Origin of the sequence: Litoribrevibacter albus (genome assembly GCF_030159995.1) — a bacterium.
Classification (GTDB): Bacteria; Pseudomonadota; Gammaproteobacteria; order Pseudomonadales; family Litoribrevibacteraceae; genus Litoribrevibacter; species Litoribrevibacter albus.
The window spans coordinates 506,184-527,850 of record NZ_BSNM01000016.1; the positions used below are offsets into that span (position 1 = coordinate 506,184).

Annotated in this window: 17 protein-coding genes; 2 read left to right on the forward strand and 15 right to left on the reverse strand. The window is 48.4% G+C overall.

Features of this window, described 5'->3' with window-relative positions; genetic code table 11:
- Positions 1-10: 10 nt before the first annotated feature.
- Together QQL66_RS16920 and QQL66_RS16925 are read left to right on the forward strand one after the other, a co-directional pair.
- Positions 11-580 (forward strand): DUF6931 family protein, encoded by a 570-nt coding sequence (locus QQL66_RS16920; RefSeq protein ID WP_284383030.1) that lies wholly within the window; start codon positions 11-13, stop codon positions 578-580.
- 75 nt (positions 581-655) lie between these two features.
- Positions 656-958 (forward strand): PAAR domain-containing protein, encoded by a 303-nt coding sequence (locus tag QQL66_RS16925; RefSeq protein WP_284383031.1) that lies wholly within the window; start codon positions 656-658, stop codon positions 956-958.
- Between the two features lie 33 nt (positions 959-991).
- Here QQL66_RS16925 and QQL66_RS16930 read toward each other — a convergent pair whose 3' ends face one another.
- The 15 genes from QQL66_RS16930 to tssE form a co-directional block, all read right to left on the reverse strand.
- Positions 992-1,315: a hypothetical protein gene (locus tag QQL66_RS16930; RefSeq protein WP_284383032.1), complete on the reverse strand. Its 324-nt coding sequence runs from the start codon at positions 1,313-1,315 to the stop codon at positions 992-994.
- A 152-nt stretch (positions 1,316-1,467) separates the two neighbouring features.
- Positions 1,468-2,715 (reverse strand): hypothetical protein, encoded by a 1,248-nt coding sequence (locus QQL66_RS16935; protein ID WP_284383033.1) that lies wholly within the window; start codon positions 2,713-2,715, stop codon positions 1,468-1,470.
- A 113-nt stretch (positions 2,716-2,828) separates the two neighbouring features.
- Positions 2,829-5,384, reverse strand: coding sequence for an MFS transporter (locus QQL66_RS16940; protein WP_284383034.1), 2,556 nt, complete (start codon positions 5,382-5,384; stop codon positions 2,829-2,831).
- Between the two features lie 122 nt (positions 5,385-5,506).
- Positions 5,507-6,715: an ABC transporter substrate binding protein gene (locus QQL66_RS16945; protein WP_284383035.1), complete on the reverse strand. Its 1,209-nt coding sequence runs from the start codon at positions 6,713-6,715 to the stop codon at positions 5,507-5,509.
- Positions 6,708-7,547, reverse strand: a complete 840-nt coding sequence (locus QQL66_RS16950; protein ID WP_284383036.1) for a protein kinase family protein — start codon at positions 7,545-7,547, stop codon at positions 6,708-6,710. Before QQL66_RS16950 ends, QQL66_RS16945 begins: the two co-directional genes overlap by 8 nt.
- 1 nt (position 7,548) lies before the next feature.
- Positions 7,549-11,019, reverse strand: a complete 3,471-nt coding sequence (gene tssM, locus QQL66_RS16955) for a type VI secretion system membrane subunit TssM (RefSeq protein ID WP_284383037.1) — start codon at positions 11,017-11,019, stop codon at positions 7,549-7,551.
- Between the two features lie 43 nt (positions 11,020-11,062).
- Complete coding sequence (gene icmH / locus QQL66_RS16960) at positions 11,063-12,178, reverse strand: type IVB secretion system protein IcmH/DotU (RefSeq protein ID WP_284383039.1); 1,116 nt, start codon at positions 12,176-12,178, stop codon at positions 11,063-11,065.
- Positions 12,179-12,182: 4 nt separating this feature from the next.
- Entirely contained in the window at positions 12,183-13,586 is a 1,404-nt protein-coding gene (gene tssK / locus QQL66_RS16965; RefSeq protein ID WP_431356921.1) for a type VI secretion system baseplate subunit TssK, read from the reverse strand.
- Positions 13,546-14,061: a type VI secretion system lipoprotein TssJ gene (gene tssJ, locus QQL66_RS16970; RefSeq protein WP_284383041.1), complete on the reverse strand. Its 516-nt coding sequence runs from the start codon at positions 14,059-14,061 to the stop codon at positions 13,546-13,548. The genes tssK and tssJ overlap by 41 nt, the downstream gene beginning before the upstream one ends.
- Positions 14,058-15,071: a type VI secretion system-associated FHA domain protein gene (locus tag QQL66_RS16975; RefSeq protein ID WP_284383042.1), complete on the reverse strand. Its 1,014-nt coding sequence runs from the start codon at positions 15,069-15,071 to the stop codon at positions 14,058-14,060. Before QQL66_RS16975 ends, tssJ begins: the two co-directional genes overlap by 4 nt.
- On the reverse strand, positions 15,068-15,790 hold the full coding sequence (locus QQL66_RS16980) for a substrate-binding periplasmic protein (protein ID WP_284383043.1): 723 nt from the start codon (positions 15,788-15,790) through the stop codon (positions 15,068-15,070). The genes QQL66_RS16975 and QQL66_RS16980 overlap by 4 nt, the downstream gene beginning before the upstream one ends.
- Before the next feature lie 26 nt (positions 15,791-15,816).
- Positions 15,817-18,441 carry a type VI secretion system ATPase TssH gene (gene tssH / locus QQL66_RS16985; RefSeq protein WP_284383044.1) on the reverse strand — a complete coding sequence of 875 codons (2,625 nt, stop codon included), beginning with the start codon at positions 18,439-18,441 and terminating at the stop codon, positions 15,817-15,819.
- Positions 18,442-18,453: 12 nt separating this feature from the next.
- Entirely contained in the window at positions 18,454-19,449 is a 996-nt protein-coding gene (locus QQL66_RS16990) for a type VI secretion system baseplate subunit TssG (protein WP_284383046.1), read from the reverse strand.
- A complete protein-coding gene (gene tssF / locus QQL66_RS16995) occupies positions 19,440-21,233 on the reverse strand; it encodes a type VI secretion system baseplate subunit TssF (RefSeq protein WP_284383047.1) in 1,794 nt (597 codons plus the stop codon). Before tssF ends, QQL66_RS16990 begins: the two co-directional genes overlap by 10 nt.
- Complete coding sequence (tssE, locus tag QQL66_RS17000) at positions 21,226-21,666, reverse strand: type VI secretion system baseplate subunit TssE (RefSeq protein ID WP_284383049.1); 441 nt, start codon at positions 21,664-21,666, stop codon at positions 21,226-21,228. Before tssE ends, tssF begins: the two co-directional genes overlap by 8 nt.
- Position 21,667 lies beyond the last annotated feature (1 nt).

Genomic DNA, 21,667 nt, shown 5'->3' on the forward strand with positions numbered 1-21,667 from the left:
AGTATCAGTAATGTATAAAAAAATTCCGTTAGATCAGTCCTTAAACATTCTGCAGCGCTATGACGTCAGTGAGGAATGTCTGGCGCTCATTAATGGCGCAATGCCGCCCGCTGAAGTCATTGATCAATTACAAAACGCCAAGCTCGATAATGATCTGGTTCAGTTCTTGTGCCATGCCTTACCGGTCAGAGAAGTCATTTGGTGGGCCTGTCTTGCAATGGAACTTCGCCTGCAGGATTGGACACCGCAACAAGCCAATGCCATTACCTGTGCCAAAGGTTGGGTAAAAGAACCAGACGAAGCTCATCGTCGTCAGGCGGAACACATCGTCAATAAGATTGGTCACGATTGTGCGCCGGGTTGGTTAGCGCAAGCGGTGTTTTGGAATGGCAGTGGCAGCATCACCGATGTTGGAAAACCGGCGGTCATGCCACCGGAAAATCTTTACGCCAAAGCAGCAGCGGGCGCCATCAATATGGCCTCCGTGATGCCGGCATGGGATGGCAGTGACGAGTATTACCAGAACGTTATTCAAATCGGATTAGACCTGGCCAATGGCGGCTCAGGGAATGTCCATTAAACTTAGTACAGAGGTTATTAAACCTTAATTCTGTTACCTAAATTACTTGTTACCTGAATTAGAAGGAAATCCATAATGGGCACTCCAGCATCACGCGTCGGCGACATGCATGTTTGTAGTATGCAAACCCCGGGAACGCCACCTATTCCCCATGTGGGCGGCCCCATATCCGGGCCAGGTATGCCAACGGTATTGATTGGTAACGTACCGGCTTCGGTAGTGGGTGACATATGCGTGTGTGTCGGACCACCTGACGCCACCGCCAAAGGCAGCGCAACGGTTCTGATCGGTAATCGACCCTGTGTTCGAATGGGAGACACCAGCGCTCACGGCGGCTCGGTGGTGGTAGGAATGCCTACGGTATTGGTGGGTGGTTAAGGTTTCTTTCCCGAGCTGTGTTTGACGAACTTGTTAACCGTAATCCCTGATTATTTTGACACAGGCTTCTAGTATCTTTGCCCGGAATTTAGACTCTAATTCCAATAACTTCGGATCTGTTTCTAGAACTTTGTCTAGATTCCAATACAGCCTTTCTGTACCAACAGGCATATTAACTGGCAAACTATCATAATACTCACGAAAAACAGGAAATTTATCTTCCCAGTTTTTACCTAGCCACCCAAGCTTGCCTAATACCTTATTTGAACCAACAGTTATTCCCACCTGCCCTGAGATAATAGCTTTTGCGGATGAAACCAACTTTTTAGTTCTAGCTTTTTCTTGCTCTGGAGTCATGCTTTTATCGGCTAACAGTAGAGTATTTGTTTTTCAGTAGAAGTAAGAATGATCTACCCAAAAAATAATCCGCTGTATGAACTAATCTCTCACAGCCCATACAGCGGATCATAACAAATAACGTCTACTGAATAATCTCTACTTAAAAGTAACTACTTAATACGCGCCACCAGCTTCTCAAGCTTTTCATATTCCAGCTGAAGCGCTTTGCTATCACGTTGTTTATAACGGTCTTGCTGCATCTGATTATCCAGGTTAGCACTTGAACAAATAGAACATATAGCCTTTCTGGAACCTCCTCTTCTCGTAATTCCTTCTTTGTGCTCTGAGGTTCCAAAGTGAGCAATCACCGCCAATTGTTTCTCAATTTTATTCATTTGATCTTTCAGTCGACCCAGCACGCCGTTGTTGTATTTGGCCGCGATCTTACTCTTGTGGTGACTGACATTATCATCACCGACTTTCTTATCCTCGCTCTCAATCTTCTCAAGCATGGTGGCACCGGTATAAGCCGTTTTAGAGCCGTGGTAATTTACCTTGTAGCTCTTCGGATCAACCCCACACAAGGTCAAGGCATTGATGACATTCAGCAAATAACCTTTCGCAGGCCCATAGTGACCGCTGCCGGTATTCAGGTGTTTGATCTTACCTTCCACCACTTCAATTTCACCGGCGCATAAGACAGGTTTACCGCCCATGTAACTGGAATGGTATTGCCCGGTTTGTTTATAGGTGGTTCCCGAAAGGTGCGGGCCACTGTAAAAATCCCCCACCACCGACAACACATAACCACAGTGTTTGTCGGAGATGGTGTTTTGGCTGCCGGTGCTTTGGGTAAATTCCGAATTCATCTTGACCCATTTCGTAGAGTCTTTTGAGGACCACCACTTTTTCTGGTAGACCACCCCGTTTTTGATTTTTAACCGATACCTTTCCCGGTCTTGTTCTTTGTAATACAGCGCCGATCTCTTTTGAAAGTCGACTTCGTAACCGTGATCGGTCATGCCTATCGTGAAATTATCCTGCAGCCAGTTAGGCAGTTGGTTAATGGGTGTTTCCAACTGATAGCTTAACAACTTAACCACTTGAGCAAACAAGGCATTCACCCCCGTTGAACGTCGGGTATTCACTGACTCGTCTTTTCGACCGGCCAACACCAGCCAACGATCCAGCGCATAATACAACTCGGCCATCACCAATAAGGCATCAGGGCCGAACTTGGCATCGGCGTCTTTATCCTGAATTTTATTAATGGTGGCTAATTTGGCCTCGATGAAGTTAAGCAGCCTTCCCCTCGACTTCATTGTCAACTTTGTGCTGCTTTTAAAACTGGCCACCGTCATCAACACTTTACAGGACGTGTTCACTGTTTCTTTATTCTGAATCTTTAATTCTGGCATCTTTAAATTCCTGTTTTCATTCCTTTTTAACGCCATCGCAGATCATCAACAATGGCCCTTTGCTGGAAATTCCTACCCTGTTTTATTCTTGTTATTTCGAACTCATGTTCCCTTTATGCCTCTTTGGCAGCCAACGCCACCGAACTTCCCGTATGAGAAGAGAACATGTACAACACGCCGAGTACCACCGATAAAATGCCAAACAACGACATTGCCAGTGGCGAGTTATTATTTAAGAACAGCAACTGAGCAATCACCGCCGGGCCGGCCACATGGCCAAATCGCTCAAGAAAGACATAGGTTGCAGCTATCTTTTTCACGCCTTCACGCTGCGATACCTCAGTATTATTAATGTGCGTCATCACAGGGGCGGCTAAGAGCCCGTTTGAAATCCCCAAAAAGATGATTGCGGTGTACAGCACCAGAGAATTTCCGCCAATGCCCAGCGCACTGGCTTGATTCGACAGCCACAACAACGATTCCATACCCGGCATTAAGCCGGTCACATCAGTGCCCTGCTGGCTGACAAAGCCAACAAATACCGTCGCCACGCCACCGACGATGGCACTGCAAATTAACACTCGCCGTGACATCCCCGGGCCATCGACCAAGCGGGTCACGTATTTGGTCATCACCATGCTGGCCACGTAATAAATCATCAACATCAAGCCCACATCGTCGGCTTTATAGCCCTGCCCCAACATCACCAAAGGCACAGCAAACATCACCACACCGGCAATCGACATCTTGCCGACAATCCCAATGAGCGTCAGCGTCCGCATGAACTCGGCATCCCGAACCACCGAAACGATATTCCTACGCAGCGCTTCCCAAGGGTGTTTGCTCTCCTCTGTTACTTCTTGAGCCACATTGCCAGCGATGGATTCCGCCCGAGGCACCAGATTCCACAGGTAGGCGATTGATAACAAACTGACCATTGACGCCATCAGGAAGATCATTCGGTAATCGATGTAAGCGTAGAGCAAGGCGCCGATGGCTGTGCCGGCAATCAGCGCTGAGTTTCGACCCACCACTTTCACAGCATGACCACGGCTGCGCTGGTTTTTAGGCGTAATCACCATCACATAGGATTGCAGGCCAATCAGGAACAAGCCCTGTCCAATGCCCGAAAAGATTCGCGCCAAGGCCACAATCCAGTAATCATCACTTAGGAAGATCAGCATCATGCCTATGAATTCGGCGAGGAAACCGACCGTCATCAGTTTCTTGAGGTTGCCTCGTTCCGCATATTGACCGGCAGGGATCAGCACCAAAGCAAAAAATAGGTAATACAAGGTGAACGGCATGGACGCCGTCGCAAAACTGGAGCCGCTATTGGCAGCCATATCCGCAATCAGCTTAGGTAAGAAGGGCACAAATAACGCGTTAACCAGCACCACCATAAAATAGGCCGGTTGCACCAGGTTTAAGCCGATTTCAAAGCTGATACTGCCTTCCTTATCTTCAGCCCCTGCAGACGCTTTGCTGTTAGCATTAGTGTGAGAAGCTGCATTAGAGTGAGAAGATGCGTTCTGAGCGCGTTTATCCAGCAATTCAATGAGCGACGTACCAGCATTGAGGAAAATCCACGCCAACAAAGCACAGGCAATAAACAACACAATGAAGGCTTTGGTGCTCGATAAAATGGTGCGAATCAACACATCCGTAGGAATATTCACTGCCACCCGAAACTTGATGTTTTCGCCCTGTTCCTGGCCTAAATCATTAACGTACTCGTAGCAGTCTTCCAACACCTGATAGGGTTTGCCCACTTGTGTTGGATCGGTGTGCGCCAGATTGGTATCGCCTTTGATCAAGGCAATGGCCTCAATGGTCCGGTTGCCGGATTTATACTTGTCGAGCATTCGGTCGATGCCCGCCAAGTCTTCGAGATGAACACCCACATCACGCACCGACGTCAACCGCTGAACCATCGAATCGGTCATCGCCCGAGTGGTGGCATTGGCACCATGCTCATACACGTTATACACGGTTTTACTGATTACCAACGACAAGGCCAAATAGCAAAAGACATAGGTGATCTTGAGTACCCGCAATCGGCTCGAAGAGCTGGTGGCTCTCAATTCATAGATGGCAATCACCACCAAATAGAGCAGCGTCAAACCAATCACGGCTTCAAAAGGCAAGGCAAATTGCCGATCCAGCTCTGACACCAGCAACGTCTTATCGGCTTCTACCTGAACTTCCCCCACTGGCCCAAACTTGCTGGTAAGCTGCTGTGAGATCAGATAACTGCGCTCAGATTCCAGGCTCTGAAACGCCGGGAAATCAAACTCAATCGGGTTCGGTCGATACTCGTTGAGATTCGGTTTAAAGTCTTCCTGCTGAGTCCCGTCCTTGGATTCAAAAAAGATGATCGCGCCACTTTGATCGATGATCCGAATATTGAGGATACTGTCATCGGACTTCATTAACGTCGAAGCAAGAGTCCGAAACCCGGAAAACTGACTGACGGGAAGACCTGCATTCAGATAGCTGTCGAAGCCGTTTTTAACAATTTCACTTTGCGCCGACATCTTGTTCAACTGAAACGGCAAATACTTCAACTTGGCTTCGTTATAGCCAATATACGTTAGCAGCATCAAGGTGCTGAACACTATCACCAACATCGGAACGCAATACCGAATGTTTGTTAAACGCTTGATCATGAATCGAATCCGCTATTTACCATCATTACTACTTACCTTACTTACTACTTACCTTACTTACTGTTTAACAAGGGCACGGCCCTGCTCAGGTTTAGGGTCAGTTATTGTTTCTTATCAGGAGGTCACAGGTTTTGGCCGAACGACCGCACCAACTCACCCTTGTAGCCGTACACAAAGTCCGCGCCTTCCAAAAAGGTAAAGGGCACTTTTAAACCGAGCTCTCTGGCCACCAGAAAATTCAGAGCAATATCCGGTGGGGTAACTACCCCCACTTCCAGGCTCCCAGGGTCAACGCCATCTCTTAAAATTCGTAAGGCATACACAGCCGCCAGGTGGGCGTTGTTCCGGCGATCAATACCTATGGCGACCGCCGCGCTTTGACGGCCTTCTCTCACCGCATTGGGATTGGTGGACACGATGGGAATGCCATTGGATAACTCACTGACCATATCCAGGTTAGAAAAAATGGCGGTACTGCTGGTCATCCACATCAGGCTGTGTTTCAAGGTCGGATCGAGGCTTCCCAAGGATTTCACCGCTTCCGGTAACCCCTTTGATAACTGGGCTCTGGCCTCTTCTCTGCTGTTGACCGTAACATCAATCACCCGAATGCCTTGTTCCTCCATCGCCTGACGAAACGGCAGCACTTCCGTTTTCACTACCTGTTTGTGGTTCTTGTTATAAAGCAACGCAACGTGCTTCAAACCCGGATTCAATTCGAACAAATAATTTAATTGGATATCGATGGGTACATTCAGCGAGGTGGTCGCAATGTTGGTGCCTGAGCCTTCTTTATAAGAGCTAACCTGACCTAAGGTCACCGGATCTTTATTAATGGCCGTGACCACGGGTAAAGGACCATTTCGATAAAAACGATGAACCAGTGCCGCCGACTCTGAACCCATGGTGAAGATCAAATCAAAACCTCGTTTCTGAGCATCGCTCAATAACTGTCGACCTACGGTCTCATCCCGATTGATATTGATGACTTCAAATTCAGACAAAAATTTTTCCTGCTGAAAGACCTCAAGCAAGCGATTCATCGCCAGCTTATAACTGCCGGATTTTTTAGCCACAATCACCAGAATCTTATGCAACTCACCACGGGATGACCGATCGTTGGGTGTTACCAACAATTTTGATGAATCCATGATGTCGAGGCTTGATCGCCAATGCTTATGATTGATCTCTGAAAACGTCAACCAGCTAATGTCCCGGTCTGATGCCTGTGCGGATAAAGTTATGCTGGCTAACACCAAACTAGCGAGCAGTGCCCGTGCACTCTGCTTGCAGATTCTGAGCATGACCTTGTAAACAACCCAATTACTCACCACGTTGATTCCTGTGTTCGTTGTATTCCGGTTCCATACTGACCGTCAGATCCAGATCTGCCAGTCGTTGAATAAGATAGCGCTGATAGAGTTTCGGCAGTCCACTGCCCTCAATCATCGATAAAAATCCATCAGACAAAGGCTGCTTCGATATCCAACTCAATGTCGGCAATGTTCCAAAGCAGGTCACATGCATCACCACAAAAAACGCATACCAATCAAGTTCTGGTGTAGCCCGAGTGGCACCTCGTTTGAGCGAAGGGTGTGAATAAGACTGGCTAAACCCCCGATAAGGCAATTGAGTCAAATCACCGCCCACGATCATCGCATGACCAAAATCGATCAACTGAACAGCGTCAGCCACGTCGTCATCTTTACCAACAGATAGAATCAGGTTATTCGGTTTGATGTCGCAATGAACGATGTCCGACTTATGGCACGCCACCAAAGCATCGACCAATAGCATCAACACCCGCAGATGACCTGGAAAGGCCGGGCCTTTACGTCGAATGACCGACGCTAATGTGGAGCCATTCGAATAACTGGTGACCATCATCAATTGATTTTCGGTCGCCACCTTGTCGATCAAACGAGGCACGCAAGACAACGGCAAAGAGGCCAGCACCTTGCATTCATTACTTAATAAATAGCGCCCGCTCTTATCGCTGCGTGCTTTGATGCAATGCCACTGCTGCGAAGGTATATGCCACCAGCGCCACACGCCTTTACCGATTGGAAGAGGTAAGGACTGATACTCCGCAAACACCTCCTCATGAGCCAAATCAGTAGTCTCAGAGATCAAAGCATTACGAGCCTCTATGAGTGCAGTCATGCTAGATAGACTCCGGTAACCGGAAGCGATTGAAGAAGCCTTTCACAAACGGATTTACTTCGCCTTCCACCTGCAACTGCAGCTCAATGTATTGGCCGTCTTTTTTGGTAATCAACGCACTGATGTTTTTCTCTCGGGTTAATTTGCCATCCATCGCTTCCGCTAAACGGAACCAGCTCCAATCGCCTTGATAGGACTGACTGCTCAGTGTGCTTTCATTGTTCTTCAACCAAACATCGAGCGTTCTGCTTTGGGTTTCTGCCAAAGGCCAGGTCATTCGCGTCCAGAACGCTGGGCCATGTCGATAGACAAACAGCGGTGTATCACTGCGAATCGAAAACTCGGTCAGCCCGGAACTCATGCTTTGGGTTTTCAGGGTGAAATCCACATTAAAGTTATCTGCTTCGAACAGGGCTTTTTGAATGCGCTGAGCATCGGCTTGTGCTTTCCAAAAACCAGAGTCCAGTTCAAAGGAAACACCTGGTAAAAAGGATTTTTGAACCGGCGAGCCATTATCTCGCGCGTCAAAGCCACTCAAATACGTATTGGTGAACTTTTCCAAGGTGCCTTGAGGTCCAAAAAAGGTTTTGAAGTCATTGAGATTCACACCCGCTTGTTCCTTGGCGTTAAACGGGTACAAAGCACGAATGTTTTTGCTGTAATAACGCAGCACCTTATCTTGCCAGCGCTTATTCAGATAGGTTCTCACATCTTCCATAGCAAACTGATTGGCTCGTTCTGCTACCGACAGCGTGACATCCTGCAGCAGCACGTCGTAGTCGTAATCCGACAGGCTCTGTAACTGGGCGAGAGGGCTGTTGTTGCCGACCTCAGCCAGTTGCTTAAAGAAGAACTGGCCTCGATCATCACTGTACATGGCCCGTTTTAACCAGTCCGCCGAATCCGCCAAATGCTGGATCAGTTTATCCAACGCATTTTGACCGGCCTTATCTTCTTCAACCAGTTGATGGTAATACTTGAACGGCTGACTGATGGTGTTAGCCACTTTGATTTTATCTTGCTGTTTCTGAGCAAGAATGGATTCGCCCTTATCCAACAAGCCGTCAGGCAGGTTCTCGGATAAGCTGGCCACGTCAACATTGTCAGACACCGCCTCAGTCGCTAACGTCTTCGTATTTTCGGCACGTTCAAATACGCTCGTCAGCTGTGTATTGAAGGTGATCATTTCATAGACACTGCGCAACGGCGATGACACAGGATCAACGCTGGCAGTAAGTTGCTCGGTCAACGCATTCCAGCTATCAACCTTTACGCCTTCGATGTTGTCTGCAAAATTCTTCCAATAGGCGATGTATTCTTCAATGTAACGACGTTTAAGCTGGCGGGTAATGCGGCTCAGTTCGGCCTTACTGACCGAGCTACCAGCCATGTTTTCATAGGCCTTGAGTGCTTTCTCAACCAACAGGAAGTCGGTATCCAGCATCAGAGCTTCAAAGCCTTCCCGAGTGAAAATATACGGCGCCAGATAACCACTGAAACCGTCGTTGAATCGGAACACTTCGTTAAAGCTGCTGCCCAGTAAAGGTCGTAGATCCACACGGCGATTGAACGGCGGTTGTTCCAAAATGTGTTGGTACATCAGGTCACTGACGTTTTCATTGGACAGTGAATCTTTCACTACCTGGATCAGCGCCTGATCACCTTCCGGAGGCACTACGCCTGTTTTCAGCAAGTCTTCAATTAACTCTTTGAAACGCACCAGGGTTGGACCATCGCTCTCACCTTCTTCCCGTAGTGACCCCAGGTAATAACTCACCAAAGGTTCAATGGTCGCACGTTGATGATCGTTCAACAGCTGATGCAGATTAAACAGCACCAGCGTTTCTACTTTATTGCCCAGCTTGTTGTAGATGTAGAGATCATTTCGAAGGTAATCGCGCAGGGAGATCAATAAAATATTCTGTAGTTCAGTGCGGTACGCCTGATCCACCGCTTGGGCAATGCTTGGATCAGGTAACCAGGACACCACATACCAAGGCTTAGGTTGATCATACACATGAGCAATGTCCCTCAGCTCTGACAAACTGAAGATCGTTGTTTGCAACTCATCACTCTTAAACTTGCCTTCTGTAATCGAGCTTTTATAGCTATCGAGTCGGTTCAGCGCCTGAGCATCGAGCGCCTGATAGTATTGAAAGTTTGCCCACAATAACCAGACAAACCCGGCCAGCGTCATCGCTAAACTGCCGCTGACACCAAACCGTAGCAAGGTATATAGGTTCTCGCGTCGGCTATTGACGCCAACCAAACCGGCTTCACGCACAATATCCTGACTGAACAGTTTCTTCGCAAACATACTGCCATGAGACACCACGCTGCTGTTGGCAGACACCGTCTGATTGCCCAATCGGGAAGCCAGCAGCATCGAAAGCCGATCCACCGGAACCCCTTCACGGCTGGCGTTTACAAAGAAATAGCCCCGGAAATTTAATGCCGTTGAAAAGTGCTCTTCCAAAAACAGTTGTTGAAAGTAGTACTCGATTTCGGTTTTCAATAGCCCGAACTGATACGGCGCCACCAAAATGGATTTGCGATAGTCGGTGTTTAATTGCAAACGTAAAAACGAATACACCTGAGACGACAGTGTGTCTTGCAGTTGGTCAAATGAATGGTTAAACCATTCCGCCTGATACCCTGCAAACTCCTCTACCGGCATCATCGCACCAAATGGCTGCTCCAGTTTTTGTTCATCGATCACCGAAAAGAACTGACAGAAATCGGCTAACTCGACCATATCGGTAAAGACACTGTACACCGGCAGGTTCAAGCCAAAGGCCTTGTTCAACCGATTCAACAGATTGCGTTGTTCTTTGGCTTTGGTGCTGACTTCTTCATTGTTCAAATTCAATAAGTTGGCCGCAGGTAAAGTAAACAACACACCATTGGCCGCTTGTCTCGGGCGATATCGGTTCAGTAATTTAATCACTGCGTCTAAACAGGCATCCAGTTCAACGTCAGAACAGACTCGGGAGTGAGCGCCCACCACGATGGCAAAATCACTGACCCAAAACGTGATCGGTAAACTAAGTTTGTCCTGCTGAACGATCTGAAAGCCCATTTGATTGAGCAACACTTCGTCCTGTTGAGGCTGCTCATTCAGCAAGAAATACCAAGGCGTTAAGCCGTATTTGTTCTTTCCCTTTTGACGCTGGCTTTGTTGCCAAAGTTGATGAAAATCGCTGTCGATCACATTCAACATCTGATCCAGCTTGTCTTTATCGCGTTTGTTCTGCTCATCCGAGGCAGATTTACGAGCGACCTTACTCATGCCCCAGGCAAGACACCATGCGACCAAGCTTCCCAATAACAGGCAGAGCAAACCACTGAGAGCGGCTTCCAGAGGGTTTGACCATTGCCACCAGCCAAGTAGGTTAGACACCCACCAACACAGCCCGGACAATGCCAAGCCAAGGATGACATAGAGTAAAATTTCAATTTTTGAACGCTTCATCAATCAGAGCCCAGCCTTCCATTGGGAGTCATTTTTTTTATGATTATTCATCAGCATCGTTGTGCTGTTCCGTCGGTTTGCCATACAGCCTTTCCGCCCGTTCCATTTCGTCTTCGGTGCTGTCATAGATAAACTCGGTATCCTGACCGACATTAAAATAATTCGAACTGAATTTAGGTAAGGTAATGAAATTCCTCGCCCGTTGTTCCAGAGTATTCTGATACCAAAAAGACGCGCCTCCCCAAATCAGCCCAATCGCAATGAAGAACACCAGAAACTGGCCGCCAAATCGGGCTCTGCGGTGCGGTTTACGCACAGCGGGCAACTCCATCGGAGGTACCGGGGTCATCGAAGAGGCTTTACGATAAGGATTCAGCAACAGCTCCAACTGGTGCGTTAAGGCATCCAGCTTTTCCCGGCCCCGTAATCGGTATTGCCCGCGAAAGCCCATTTTTAAAAAGATATACACCAGCTCCAGCCAGTCCATCAGTTGATTGGGCTGACGTAACGCCTTTTCGGTCACCTGGAAAAACTGCTCGCCACCGTTACGCATCCCAAATAGTTCACTGAGTAAGGTATGGTTTTCCCAACCACTGTCTTCACCCCACTCGCAATGCATAATGAATTCATCGAGCACCACACAAAATAAGAAGCAGGTTTTATCGGCCACCGACGGCGGGTAATCCAGCGCTGCAATACGATGTTTTAGCTCGCTGATTGCCCCCTTGAGCACCTGTTGATGTTGGTGTAAGTCGTCCGGTTTGGGTATTCGGGTCACCACCACGCACATCGATAACATTTCGGCACAGGCATTCAGCAACTTATTTTTGCTATGAAGGTAGTTCTGCAACGCGTGGGTGTTTCTCATCTGATTTTTCAGAACGTCGTTGCCTTCCAGCAAAATCCGAATGCTGTCGGTTGGACGAAACTGAGACTGTGCAAATGCGCGATTCACATCCTCACTAAAGTCATCCGACGAAAACTGATCCGCTGCGAATCCACCGAAGGAAGGGCCTGCTCTGCTGTCCGATCTCGGCGCGCCCTGACCCGATACCGGCTCGGGCCGGACCGTTGAACGATTCTGGGGAGATGACTGCCCAACCGGTTCGCCGTTTTGGTCATAAACAATGGTATCTTCATCCAGAAAATCCGAATTCATATCCCTACCCCAGTGCATACAGCGTTAGTTCAAGATCAGGAATACTCAGGTCAACGTGTAGCGCGATGGCTTCTCGTCGATCCACAATGTCTTTCCAGTACGGGTGATGTGTATCGATCTCAAAATAGGTCACATCGGATTTTGGTTTCAGCTCACTCGGCGCTACCGATAACGGCGTCAAGGTGACGCCCGACAAGCTGTTGCGAACCACTTCCGCAATCTGGCTGTTGGCACTTAATTTACAAGCTTCCGGGAAACGCTGAGCTAACATCACCGAGCCCATGCTCGATTCCACGCACAAAATAAACCGGCTGTTGGTGAGCACTGCAACATCCTGAACCGCCACTCTCAACAGACGACGTTTCTGGAATAACGAGGTATCCCACTTGAACTCCATAACGCTGTCGTTTTGGGCCAGCGATAATTGCTCACGCAGCCTTGAGAACACCTGATTAAAGGCCGGGTGCATATTTGAAATCTGGAAAGATTCCATATCATCCGCCACCGACGGCTGATAACTGCACAACTCCGCCGACAAGGTCGATAATTGCTCATAAACTTCTTCAGTGGGCACAGAGGTGTTTTCCAGCGTTAACTTAAACCAGGGAATGTATCGGTTTAGCGTTTGTAGAAGCAGATAATCGCGCAGCAAACTGTGTTCGCTTTGATGTTTTTGCCCGGCTTTGATGCGCTTCACCACCATATTGGCCCGGCTCAACAACAGCACCTGCATTTCTTTAAGTCGCTCGGTAATGAAGGTCGACGCTCCATAATGGCGACATGCAGGAATGAATCTCTGATCAAGAATGACACTGCCGTCTTCACGGCATTCCAGCACGCGGGCAATCGGTAACACCGTCATGCCGGTCATGTCATCGCCTTCGATCAGCAGTTCGATATTGATTTTCGAAACCTTGGTATCGATGGCACGGCTGGTGGCATCGCACGCGTCGTAGAGGCTGACCGAATCCAACGTATAACGATGACGATCCCCTTTGTCTCCATATTCAGGCTCACCCTGAACGGAAATCGGTAGCGCCAGATAAATACGTTTGTCTACCGTGGTTGAAGGCACATCCAACAACACTTCTCTTGAACACTGAAAATAGCCACCGTCCGGAAACAAACCACTGCAGCTCTTCACAGCAATCTTGCCTATTTTTAACCGCTCCAAATCAATTTGTAGCTCAGTCAAACCAACACTGCGGCCTGCACCAGCCGCAGACGTGTACTTACTGATGTAATCGTGAAAATAACGGTCTTGTTGTTGGAAATGTTGAGGGGCGATAAACATCCCCTCACTCCAAACGATTTTATGCTCAAGTTCCAAAGGCTTCCTCTCTTGTCTCTTCCCGACGTTGTCCTGATTAATCGTCCGTTGCTTCGGTAATCGAAACCGATAAGCCACTTACCCGAATAACCAATTGCGCCTCATTGTCTTGAGGTAACTTAATGACATCTTTTGATTTGGCGTTGTCGTAATTCGCAAACTCTGCAAACACCGCGAGATATTGCGACTGGCGATGAATGTCTAGCGTCAGCGTATGCTGTTCTCCCGGTACCAAAGGCTGGACGTTATGGAGGTCCACCAACGACCCGCCCAACACCTCAATGTCGTTTCGGTACAAATCGATGAATCCGGACTTTTGGAAGGTTCCCGATTCCGATAGTTGGTACACCCGCAATACAATCGGATGCGATTTATTGCCACCGTAAGGATTCACTTCATCCCCCACGGAAATAATCACCTGATGAGAAACAATCAACGGAATCGGCTCATTCGAAGAGCACCCCAACAGAGCCATCATTACCGCGACCAACGCCACCTGAAACGCAGACTTAACGGCGTTTTTGGTGGTTTGCAAGTTCAATGACGCCTTCACGATTGCTGATCCTTCTCCCGCAACTCTTCCACAAACATGGCCAGGAACTGCCTGCGGAAATCCCCCTGCTTCAACTTGCGGTTAAATTGCTTGCGATATAAATCCCAGTACTTTTTATCTTTGGAACCCCAACCCGATAGATAATCATCAAACTCTTCTTCCAGCGTTTGTGGCGTCAGCGTTTCTAAAAAACGATCCAGGGTAACTTGCAGGCACGCCATCAGCTTTTCACGCCCCAGATGCTCTCGTCTGGCAGGCTTTTGTTGTTCCACCAGTTTGGTCAGTAACTTGAGGTTTTCCTGAAACATTTGATGTTCTCTCGAACGAAGCGATGGTGAAGTTTCACGCGCCAGTGACTGGGCTTCCAACACAGGAATGTCCAAGTCGTCATCCTCTGTTTGTGGCCGTTTGGCAGTAGGTTCTCTTAACGTTATTTCCTCTTCGGAAAACGGGTCGTCCCCGAACGGATCATCGGACTGAACGTGCTCCACCGAAAATTCACTGATCGGAGCTTCATCCATGTGCCCAGTTTCGCTGACAATGGTTTCTTCTTGGCCGAACGGCGACATAAAATCATCCTGATCTACAAGGTTATGCTTAAACGGCGACTCTAATGGCCCCCCTGATAGAGCTGCGGGTTTGGCTTCAACCGGGGCTTTCGCAGATGCAGGTTTCGATAGCGCCGAATTCAGGTCACTCACCAACAACACGTAGCCCCCCAGTTTAATCACGTCGCCATCAAAGAGAGCGATACGCTTGCCTTTGGTCAAAGGCTGTACATTGACGGTCAAGCCATTGGCACTACGGTTAATCAGTTCATAACCGCCAGAGCCATCGGCGCAGGGCACGATTTCAGCGTGAACCCGCGACAGAAAGCGATTAAAGTCTGGCAACACCAAGGTACAATCAAACGCGCGTCCGATGGTGCCCCCTGCACTGGGAAACGCCACCTGACGGGTCAGCACTTGTTCGTTTTCAGGCACTTCAACAAGTTGAATGCTTATGGTCATAATGAACTCTTTTTACAGCGTTCCAGTGCGCTATTAAACGTATTCAGAAACGCTGGATTTTGTTTTAAAAACTGTCTCGAAAAATGGACGCCCAGATCTTTTCTACTGTGGTGAGCACGTCGGAAGTAATCCATCGGAATTCCCAATTTTTTAATGGAGTGCTCAAATACGCCTGTGTACTCAAGTGCCACATCCAGATCGCCTTGCCATAACATCTGCAGCAAGACATCTGCATCACGTGGTTTCTTCACCACGTTGTAGCCATTTTTCTTAAGGTATAGCCATTTCGTACTGTTAAATTTGGCCCCGTAACGCGCCTGATATTTCGCCGACTCGTCTTCAGGGTCGAGATTCACATCCGGTGCAATAAACCAGGTTAGCTCTTCATTAATCACCGGCGTCGACATCACTGCGTACTTGTTACGGGACGCGTTATTCGATCCGGTAAAGAAGGCGTCCATACGATTACTTTCAACCAATAACTGAGCCTTATCCCAACGCGTCATAGTGAACCGATACGGTTGCTGCATACGTTGCAATGCACACTGCACCCGCTCCACCGCAATGCCGCCCATCACACCTTGATTATAGGTTTGATAAGGCGGCCAAAGTTGAGTGGCCAACAACAATCGTTCAGCCCCGAGAACCGTATTGCTGAAAAGAAACAGCAGGCCGGAGAGCACGATCATTATTAGGTTGTTTTCAGCTTTTCTGGTCATGAATACTAAGTTCCCGGAATGACAGATCATTCAATCTCTAACTCACACGCTCCGTTTTGAATGGACGCCGTCACCTTAGTAATCGGCAAACCTTCACTGAGTCGGACGATGCATTGCTCAGCAAGTCTTGGCATTAAGGTGCGATTGATGATTTGCTCAATGGCCCGGCCACCGGTGGTCGGATCGGTATTACAAGCAACGACGTAATCAATCAGCGCCTGATCGTACACAAACCCGGCCTGATACTGCTCTGCCAGTTTTTTACGAATTCGGTTCAAGGATATTTCTGAAATTTTTGCTAATTCTTCGTCGTTCAGCGGGTAATACGGCACGATTGTCGCGCGCCCCAGGAAGGCCGGTTTAAAGAAGGTCTGGAGGTCCGGACGAATGTGCTCCACCAGTTCGCTGTGCTCCGGACGGCTATCGTGTTGATCACCGTGTTGTTCACAATAATCACAAATGGCCTGATCAGCGGCATTGGAGGTCATGATAATAATGGTATTTCTGAAGTCGACGGAGCGGCCTTCACTGTCTTTGATGCTGCCTTTATCAAAAATCTGATAGAACAGATCGTGTACACCTGGATGCGCTTTTTCCATTTCATCCAGCAACAGCACAGAGTAAGGGTTACGGCGGATGGCTTCAGTCAACACGCCCCCTTCACCAAACCCGACATAACCGGCAGGCGAACCGAGCAACATCGAAATTTTGTGCTCTTCTTTAAACTCGGTCATATTGATGACGGTCAGGTTATCACCGCCACCATAGACCAAATCCGCCAAGGCCATCGCGGTTTCGGTTTTACCCACACCACTTGGACCACACATCAAAAAGACACCGACCGGCTTACGGTTATCCGTCAGACCAGCGCGGGAAATCCGGATGCTTTTCGCCAACTCGGAAATAGCAACACTCTGACCAATCACGCGTTCCTGAAGTTTTTGTTCAAGGCTCAACAGCTTGGATACTTCATCACTGACCATGTTGCCTGCCGGAATACCCGTCCAATTCGCAATCACTTCAGCGATGGCTTGCTTATCCACCATCGCCTGCACAAGTGGCGTATCGCCTTGTATGTCTTCAAGCTGCTTCAATAAGTTTTGCAGGGTTTGTTGATCTTCGGCGCTGACATTGCCGGTGCCGTAATCTGCTGAAATCTTACTCTGGGTTTCTTTGATTTGATCCACCAGCTTGATTTCCTCTTCCCAGCGCGCATCCAGTTCTGCTTTTCGCTCAGTTTCCTGCGCTAACAGTTCTTTCAGTTCGGCAATGTCCGGGTCCGCATGGCTGAACTGGGCGTTTTCCTGTTCCAGCGTCGCCAGTTCGTTTTCCAAATAACGGATTTTCTGGCCCAATGCCTCAATGACTTCCGGTTTCGCTCCTTGCGTCAAGGCGATACGGGCACAGGATGTATCCAACAAGCTGATTGCTTTGTCCGGTAATTGACGGCTTGGGAGATAACGAATCGACAACTGAATGGCTGCATCAATGGCATCATCACGAATGTAAACGCCGTGGTGTTCACGTAGAGAAGCCGCGATGCCACGCAACATCTGTGTTGCATCTTCCGGTGTCGGCTCTTCCACTTTGATCACCTGGAAGCGACGAGTCATCGCCGGGTCTTTTTCAAAATACTTTTTGTATTCCGCCCAGGTCGTCGCAGCGATGGAACGAAACTCACCGCGCGCCAACGCCGGTTTAAGCAAGTTTGCAGCATCGTTCTGACCCGCCGTGCCACCGGCACCAATCAGCGTATGCGCCTCATCAATGAACACGATGATCGGGGTCGGTGAGTTTTTAACTTCGTTGATGACGTCTTTTAAGCGGTTTTCAAATTCACCTTTGATGCTCGCGCCCGCTTGCAGTAAGCCAAGATCCAGCGAGTGAATTTCAACGCCCTGCAACACAGAAGGCACTTCATTGGCCACCACGCGTAAGGCCAAACCTTCCACCACGGCGGTTTTACCAACCCCCGGTTCACCCACCAGAATCGGGTTGTTTTGACGTTTACGACACAAGATATCAATGGCTTTACGGATCTCGCCATTACGACCGGAAATAGGGTCGATCTCACCCTGACGGGCTTGTTCGGTAAGGTTAACGGTATATTTCGCCAATGCCTGCCCTGAAGCTGGGCCTCCGGCACTGTCGGTCATCACAGGTGCAGCGCCCGACTGAGTCGCGCCCACTGACCCCAGTTGTTCGATTTGAGCTTTGAGAGATTCAAGAGACACCTCACTCAGAGATTCAAGACTCAACGCTCGCATGCCAAATGCATCCGGCTGAAGCAAGGATAACAACAAGTGCAAACTGACTACCTGACCATGGCCGAAATCCACTGACGCCAGTAACCAACTGTTTTTCATCGCATCCGCTAACGGCCCACTTAACATTGGCTGACCGTTCGCGCCTTTCGGGAGCTTATCCAATACCGTCGTTAATTCAGCTAAGAGTCGCTCTGAATCAATGTGTTGTTGCTCCATGAATCGACTCAAGTGCTTGTCTTGAGAAGCTAAAACCTGAACCAACCAGTGCTCCACCTCAATAGCAGCCACGTTCTGATTCATTGCGGCAGCGGCGGCTTGTTCCAGGGCCTCTTTCAAGCCCATTTCCAATTTACCAACCAAGTTCCCTAACTTCACATTTGCCATGACAGCCTTATCCTATTTCAAAAGAATTTTCTGGTACTCGTCCGGTTTTGCCTGAGGGTCCAAGCAGTTGCTCTCCCCCAAATGCACCGCACTTGCGGCATTGGCAGATAAAACCGGTAAAGAAAGAAATGCCCTTTTTACGTACAAGTAAAACAAGACATCCGCTGACTCGCGTAAATACGCGCGCACCAATGTGTATATTGTTTGAGAGAAATTCTGATCGTTCTTCAACTGAACAAACTCTTCCCGAGAAGAAGGTTCAATCAAAATTTGCAGTTGCTGAAAATTCAAACTGCATTCTTTGCCCAGCAAAAATCCCAAACCTAACTGATTATTTTGTGCCTGCGACACGCCAATACGGGTGAATGAGGAAGCCGTTAAGCGCTGCTTCCGCTCCGGTGTCACTTCAATATGAATCTTGTACGGGAAGTACTCACTCAACAGCTGGCGAAGACTGCTGATACTCCGGACTTTAAGCCCCATCAGCACACTGAAACGTAACAGCCCGGTACGATCTCCAGCCATGGATGGCAACGCAGACAATTGCGTCAGGCAGTGATTGCTTGTGACATTGTTCTGAGCGCGGGCACCTTTTTGGGCCTGTCGGGTTTGTTGCTCCTCTCGTATCAACAAGGATTCGTTCACTCGGGATCGATGCACTATCTGGTAATAGCGATGATTAAAGATATCCAGAAAATCATGCAGACCGGATTCTTCATCGTGCAAACTGGTCAGCAGCTCTTCGTAGAGATAATCCGGTAAGACACCTCTGGCTCCGGAGAGCGCTTCCATACATAGGGTGATTTTATTGACCGTGCCCAAGGCTTCGAAAGCCATGACCTGGTCATCACCACCATGAGGCATGGCATCCGCAGTCCACTGAATGTCACCGGTGCGTCCCATGGCTTGCAGCAAGCGAACCACTTGTTGAAATTCGAACCGTTCAGGTTGTTGAATAAGTTGCTTAACAACGGTCTGTTTGCGTTGCTTTTGAAGCGCTAGGGACATAACTGACTCCCATGCACTCTAGGAAAAACAATCTTCGAATCATCACTGCCAAAACAGTGAATGCTGACCTGGATGAAACGATCAAAACTGCAAAATTGCTGATATAAACAATTCAGAACCTGAGCAAATATGGCTATCTGGCCATTCAGTAAATTCGCATCCAGGGTAATCACCACTTCCGTTCCGGAAGCAAAGATATTGTGGCCACACACCTGCATGGCCGCGACCTGAGGTAAATAAGCAACACTGCGAATGGCGTCCGCTTGTCGACAGCTTTCGCTCGGGCAACACAGGGTCAATACCTCTTTCAATGCTTGAGTTGGGTTATCTGTATGCAACAGTGAATGGAAGTTGGTGTTCAATAATGAAATAAACCGCCAACCCAAAGTCTCATCCAAGACCGGATAAACCGGTGCCGACGGTGTGGTTAACAAGGTAACCGAACCTGGCAGATCAACCCTCGCCAAACATTCGGCTTCCGTACCTGTAGTCAACAAACAAGGCGCCGTCCCGTTACAGCACAGCAGGTCTAATGCCAGTACTAACGCTTCTTCTGTGAGGTTATTGGCCTGAATCCCACCAATGGACAAGTCCATGCACAGCTTGCCCAGCTCATTCCAATGCTGGTTCGCCTGCCAGTTCAAAGGACTTGAGGATTGCCCTGCGGTTAAGTATCGCTCACCGTAAAGCGGCTGAATAAAACGGCTGCCATCCGATCGAACTTCCTGCACCTTTTTAACGGACACCACGTCAACGTCTGTGTCGCTGGAAGAATCCGCCACCACAGGCACTGACAACTTAGTGAAGTCGTAGCTCATCGGTTCGCCTACTTGCTCGAACAGATTCACAGCGGGGACGGTATATAAGCGGAAAACATGGGTATCAAATAAGCGAAGAAATTCAATCGGAAGCTGCTTCACGAACAGACTGATCACCACACTGTTGGTGCGGTACTTACCAATTTCTTTACCGAGTTCTTTAATTCGAAAATAGGCACCCTTATCCGAATACGTGAAGTAGTCACGAAGCGCATCAAAGCCTTCAAATTGATTACCGTAACGCGGTAACCACTGAAATTCAGGGTCACTGACACGAGACTGTAAGCGATCGGTATCAATGACGGTGAAGTTGGTAAAATCACTGTTAGAGACAGTGATCGACGCCGTATCCTGCAATAACAACTCGATCAAGGTAGAGGCATTTTGCTCAAAGCCATTTACATAAAAGTCGAAATCATTAAATGAAATCTGATCAAAGCGGGCATCCGGGTCACAACAGCTCAGTGTCAAATGAATCACCGCATCGGTAATTTCAACGCCTTCCGGCAAAATAAAAGTAAATGGTGCGACATCGCAGTCCACTGCTGATAGCACGAAAGGATGGATTTCCAAATCCGCAACAGTAGTAAAAACGCATTCCTGTTGATCCCCCGAAGACACAAGGAATTGATTGCCTTTCGGCAAGGTGAGGCTTTTTTGAAGCTGCTCAGGATCGGGGGCCAAGGTTAAGCTGGTGTGACTGGGCAAAATCTGGGTATAGCCTGGGTACAAAATGGTTAACAGGCTTTCGACAATTTCAGGAAACTGTTCATCCAGACGTAGCTCGGTTTTAGCGGTTAACAACGCCATGCCATCCAGCAAACGGGTTATGTTCGGATCTTCCGCGTTATTGTGTTTGCCCTGAAGTTTCGCTGCCTGCTCCGGATGCCTCTGGGCAAACCCGGTTAATGCCTTTCGAATGTACGCCAATTCACGCTCGTAATAGCGCATTAATGTCTCAGCCAAAGTCTTGCTCCTCCATACTGATTTGCTGATGAGCAAGGCTTAATCTCGATTCAAAAGACAACTCCCTCTCTTTCTCGTTTTCTATTCGCTCGTCGTTCAATCGCACAGACAGCGAAAAATCAATGGCATTACTTTCGTCATCTCGTTCAAACACTTCGGTAACCACTTCTGACAATCGGGGTTCGAAGGTTTTAATCCAGTTTTCCACTTGATTGGCAAACTGATCCTTATCCATTTGGCTGCTGATGGTTTGTATATTTTCAATGCCAAATCGAAAGCTCGATGTGCCGCATTCCACCAATTTAGGCGACAACGCCACCAGCGGAGCTTCGGTTTCAAGTAAACGGGTTAGGTGATAACGGACTGACTCAATCAACTCTTGTCGAGGATCGTCATAGGTCTTTTTTGCCAGGAAGGCGCGCCAGAAAATCATA

Bases quoted from the DNA above. Each gene is read 5' to 3' on its own strand.
- QQL66_RS16920 (WP_284383030.1), top strand. From the start codon at position 11: ATGTATAAAAAAATTCCGTTAGATCAGTCCTTAAACATTCTGCAGCGC.
- QQL66_RS16925 (WP_284383031.1), top strand. From the start codon at position 656: ATGGGCACTCCAGCATCACGCGTCGGCGACATGCATGTTTGTAGTATG.
- QQL66_RS16930 (WP_284383032.1), bottom strand. From the start codon at position 1,315: ATGACTCCAGAGCAAGAAAAAGCTAGAACTAAAAAGTTGGTTTCATCC.
- QQL66_RS16935 (WP_284383033.1), bottom strand. From the start codon at position 2,715: ATGCCAGAATTAAAGATTCAGAATAAAGAAACAGTGAACACGTCCTGT.
- QQL66_RS16940 (WP_284383034.1), bottom strand. From the start codon at position 5,384: ATGATCAAGCGTTTAACAAACATTCGGTATTGCGTTCCGATGTTGGTG.
- QQL66_RS16950 (WP_284383036.1), bottom strand. From the start codon at position 7,547: ATGACTGCACTCATAGAGGCTCGTAATGCTTTGATCTCTGAGACTACT.
- tssM (WP_284383037.1), bottom strand. From the start codon at position 11,019: ATGAAGCGTTCAAAAATTGAAATTTTACTCTATGTCATCCTTGGCTTG.
- icmH (WP_284383039.1), bottom strand. From the start codon at position 12,178: ATGAATTCGGATTTTCTGGATGAAGATACCATTGTTTATGACCAAAAC.
- QQL66_RS16975 (WP_284383042.1), bottom strand. From the start codon at position 15,071: ATGACCATAAGCATTCAACTTGTTGAAGTGCCTGAAAACGAACAAGTG.
- QQL66_RS16980 (WP_284383043.1), bottom strand. From the start codon at position 15,790: ATGACCAGAAAAGCTGAAAACAACCTAATAATGATCGTGCTCTCCGGC.
- tssH (WP_284383044.1), bottom strand. From the start codon at position 18,441: ATGGCAAATGTGAAGTTAGGGAACTTGGTTGGTAAATTGGAAATGGGC.
- QQL66_RS16990 (WP_284383046.1), bottom strand. From the start codon at position 19,449: ATGTCCCTAGCGCTTCAAAAGCAACGCAAACAGACCGTTGTTAAGCAA.
- tssE (WP_284383049.1), bottom strand. From the start codon at position 21,666: ATGATTTTCTGGCGCGCCTTCCTGGCAAAAAAGACCTATGACGATCCT.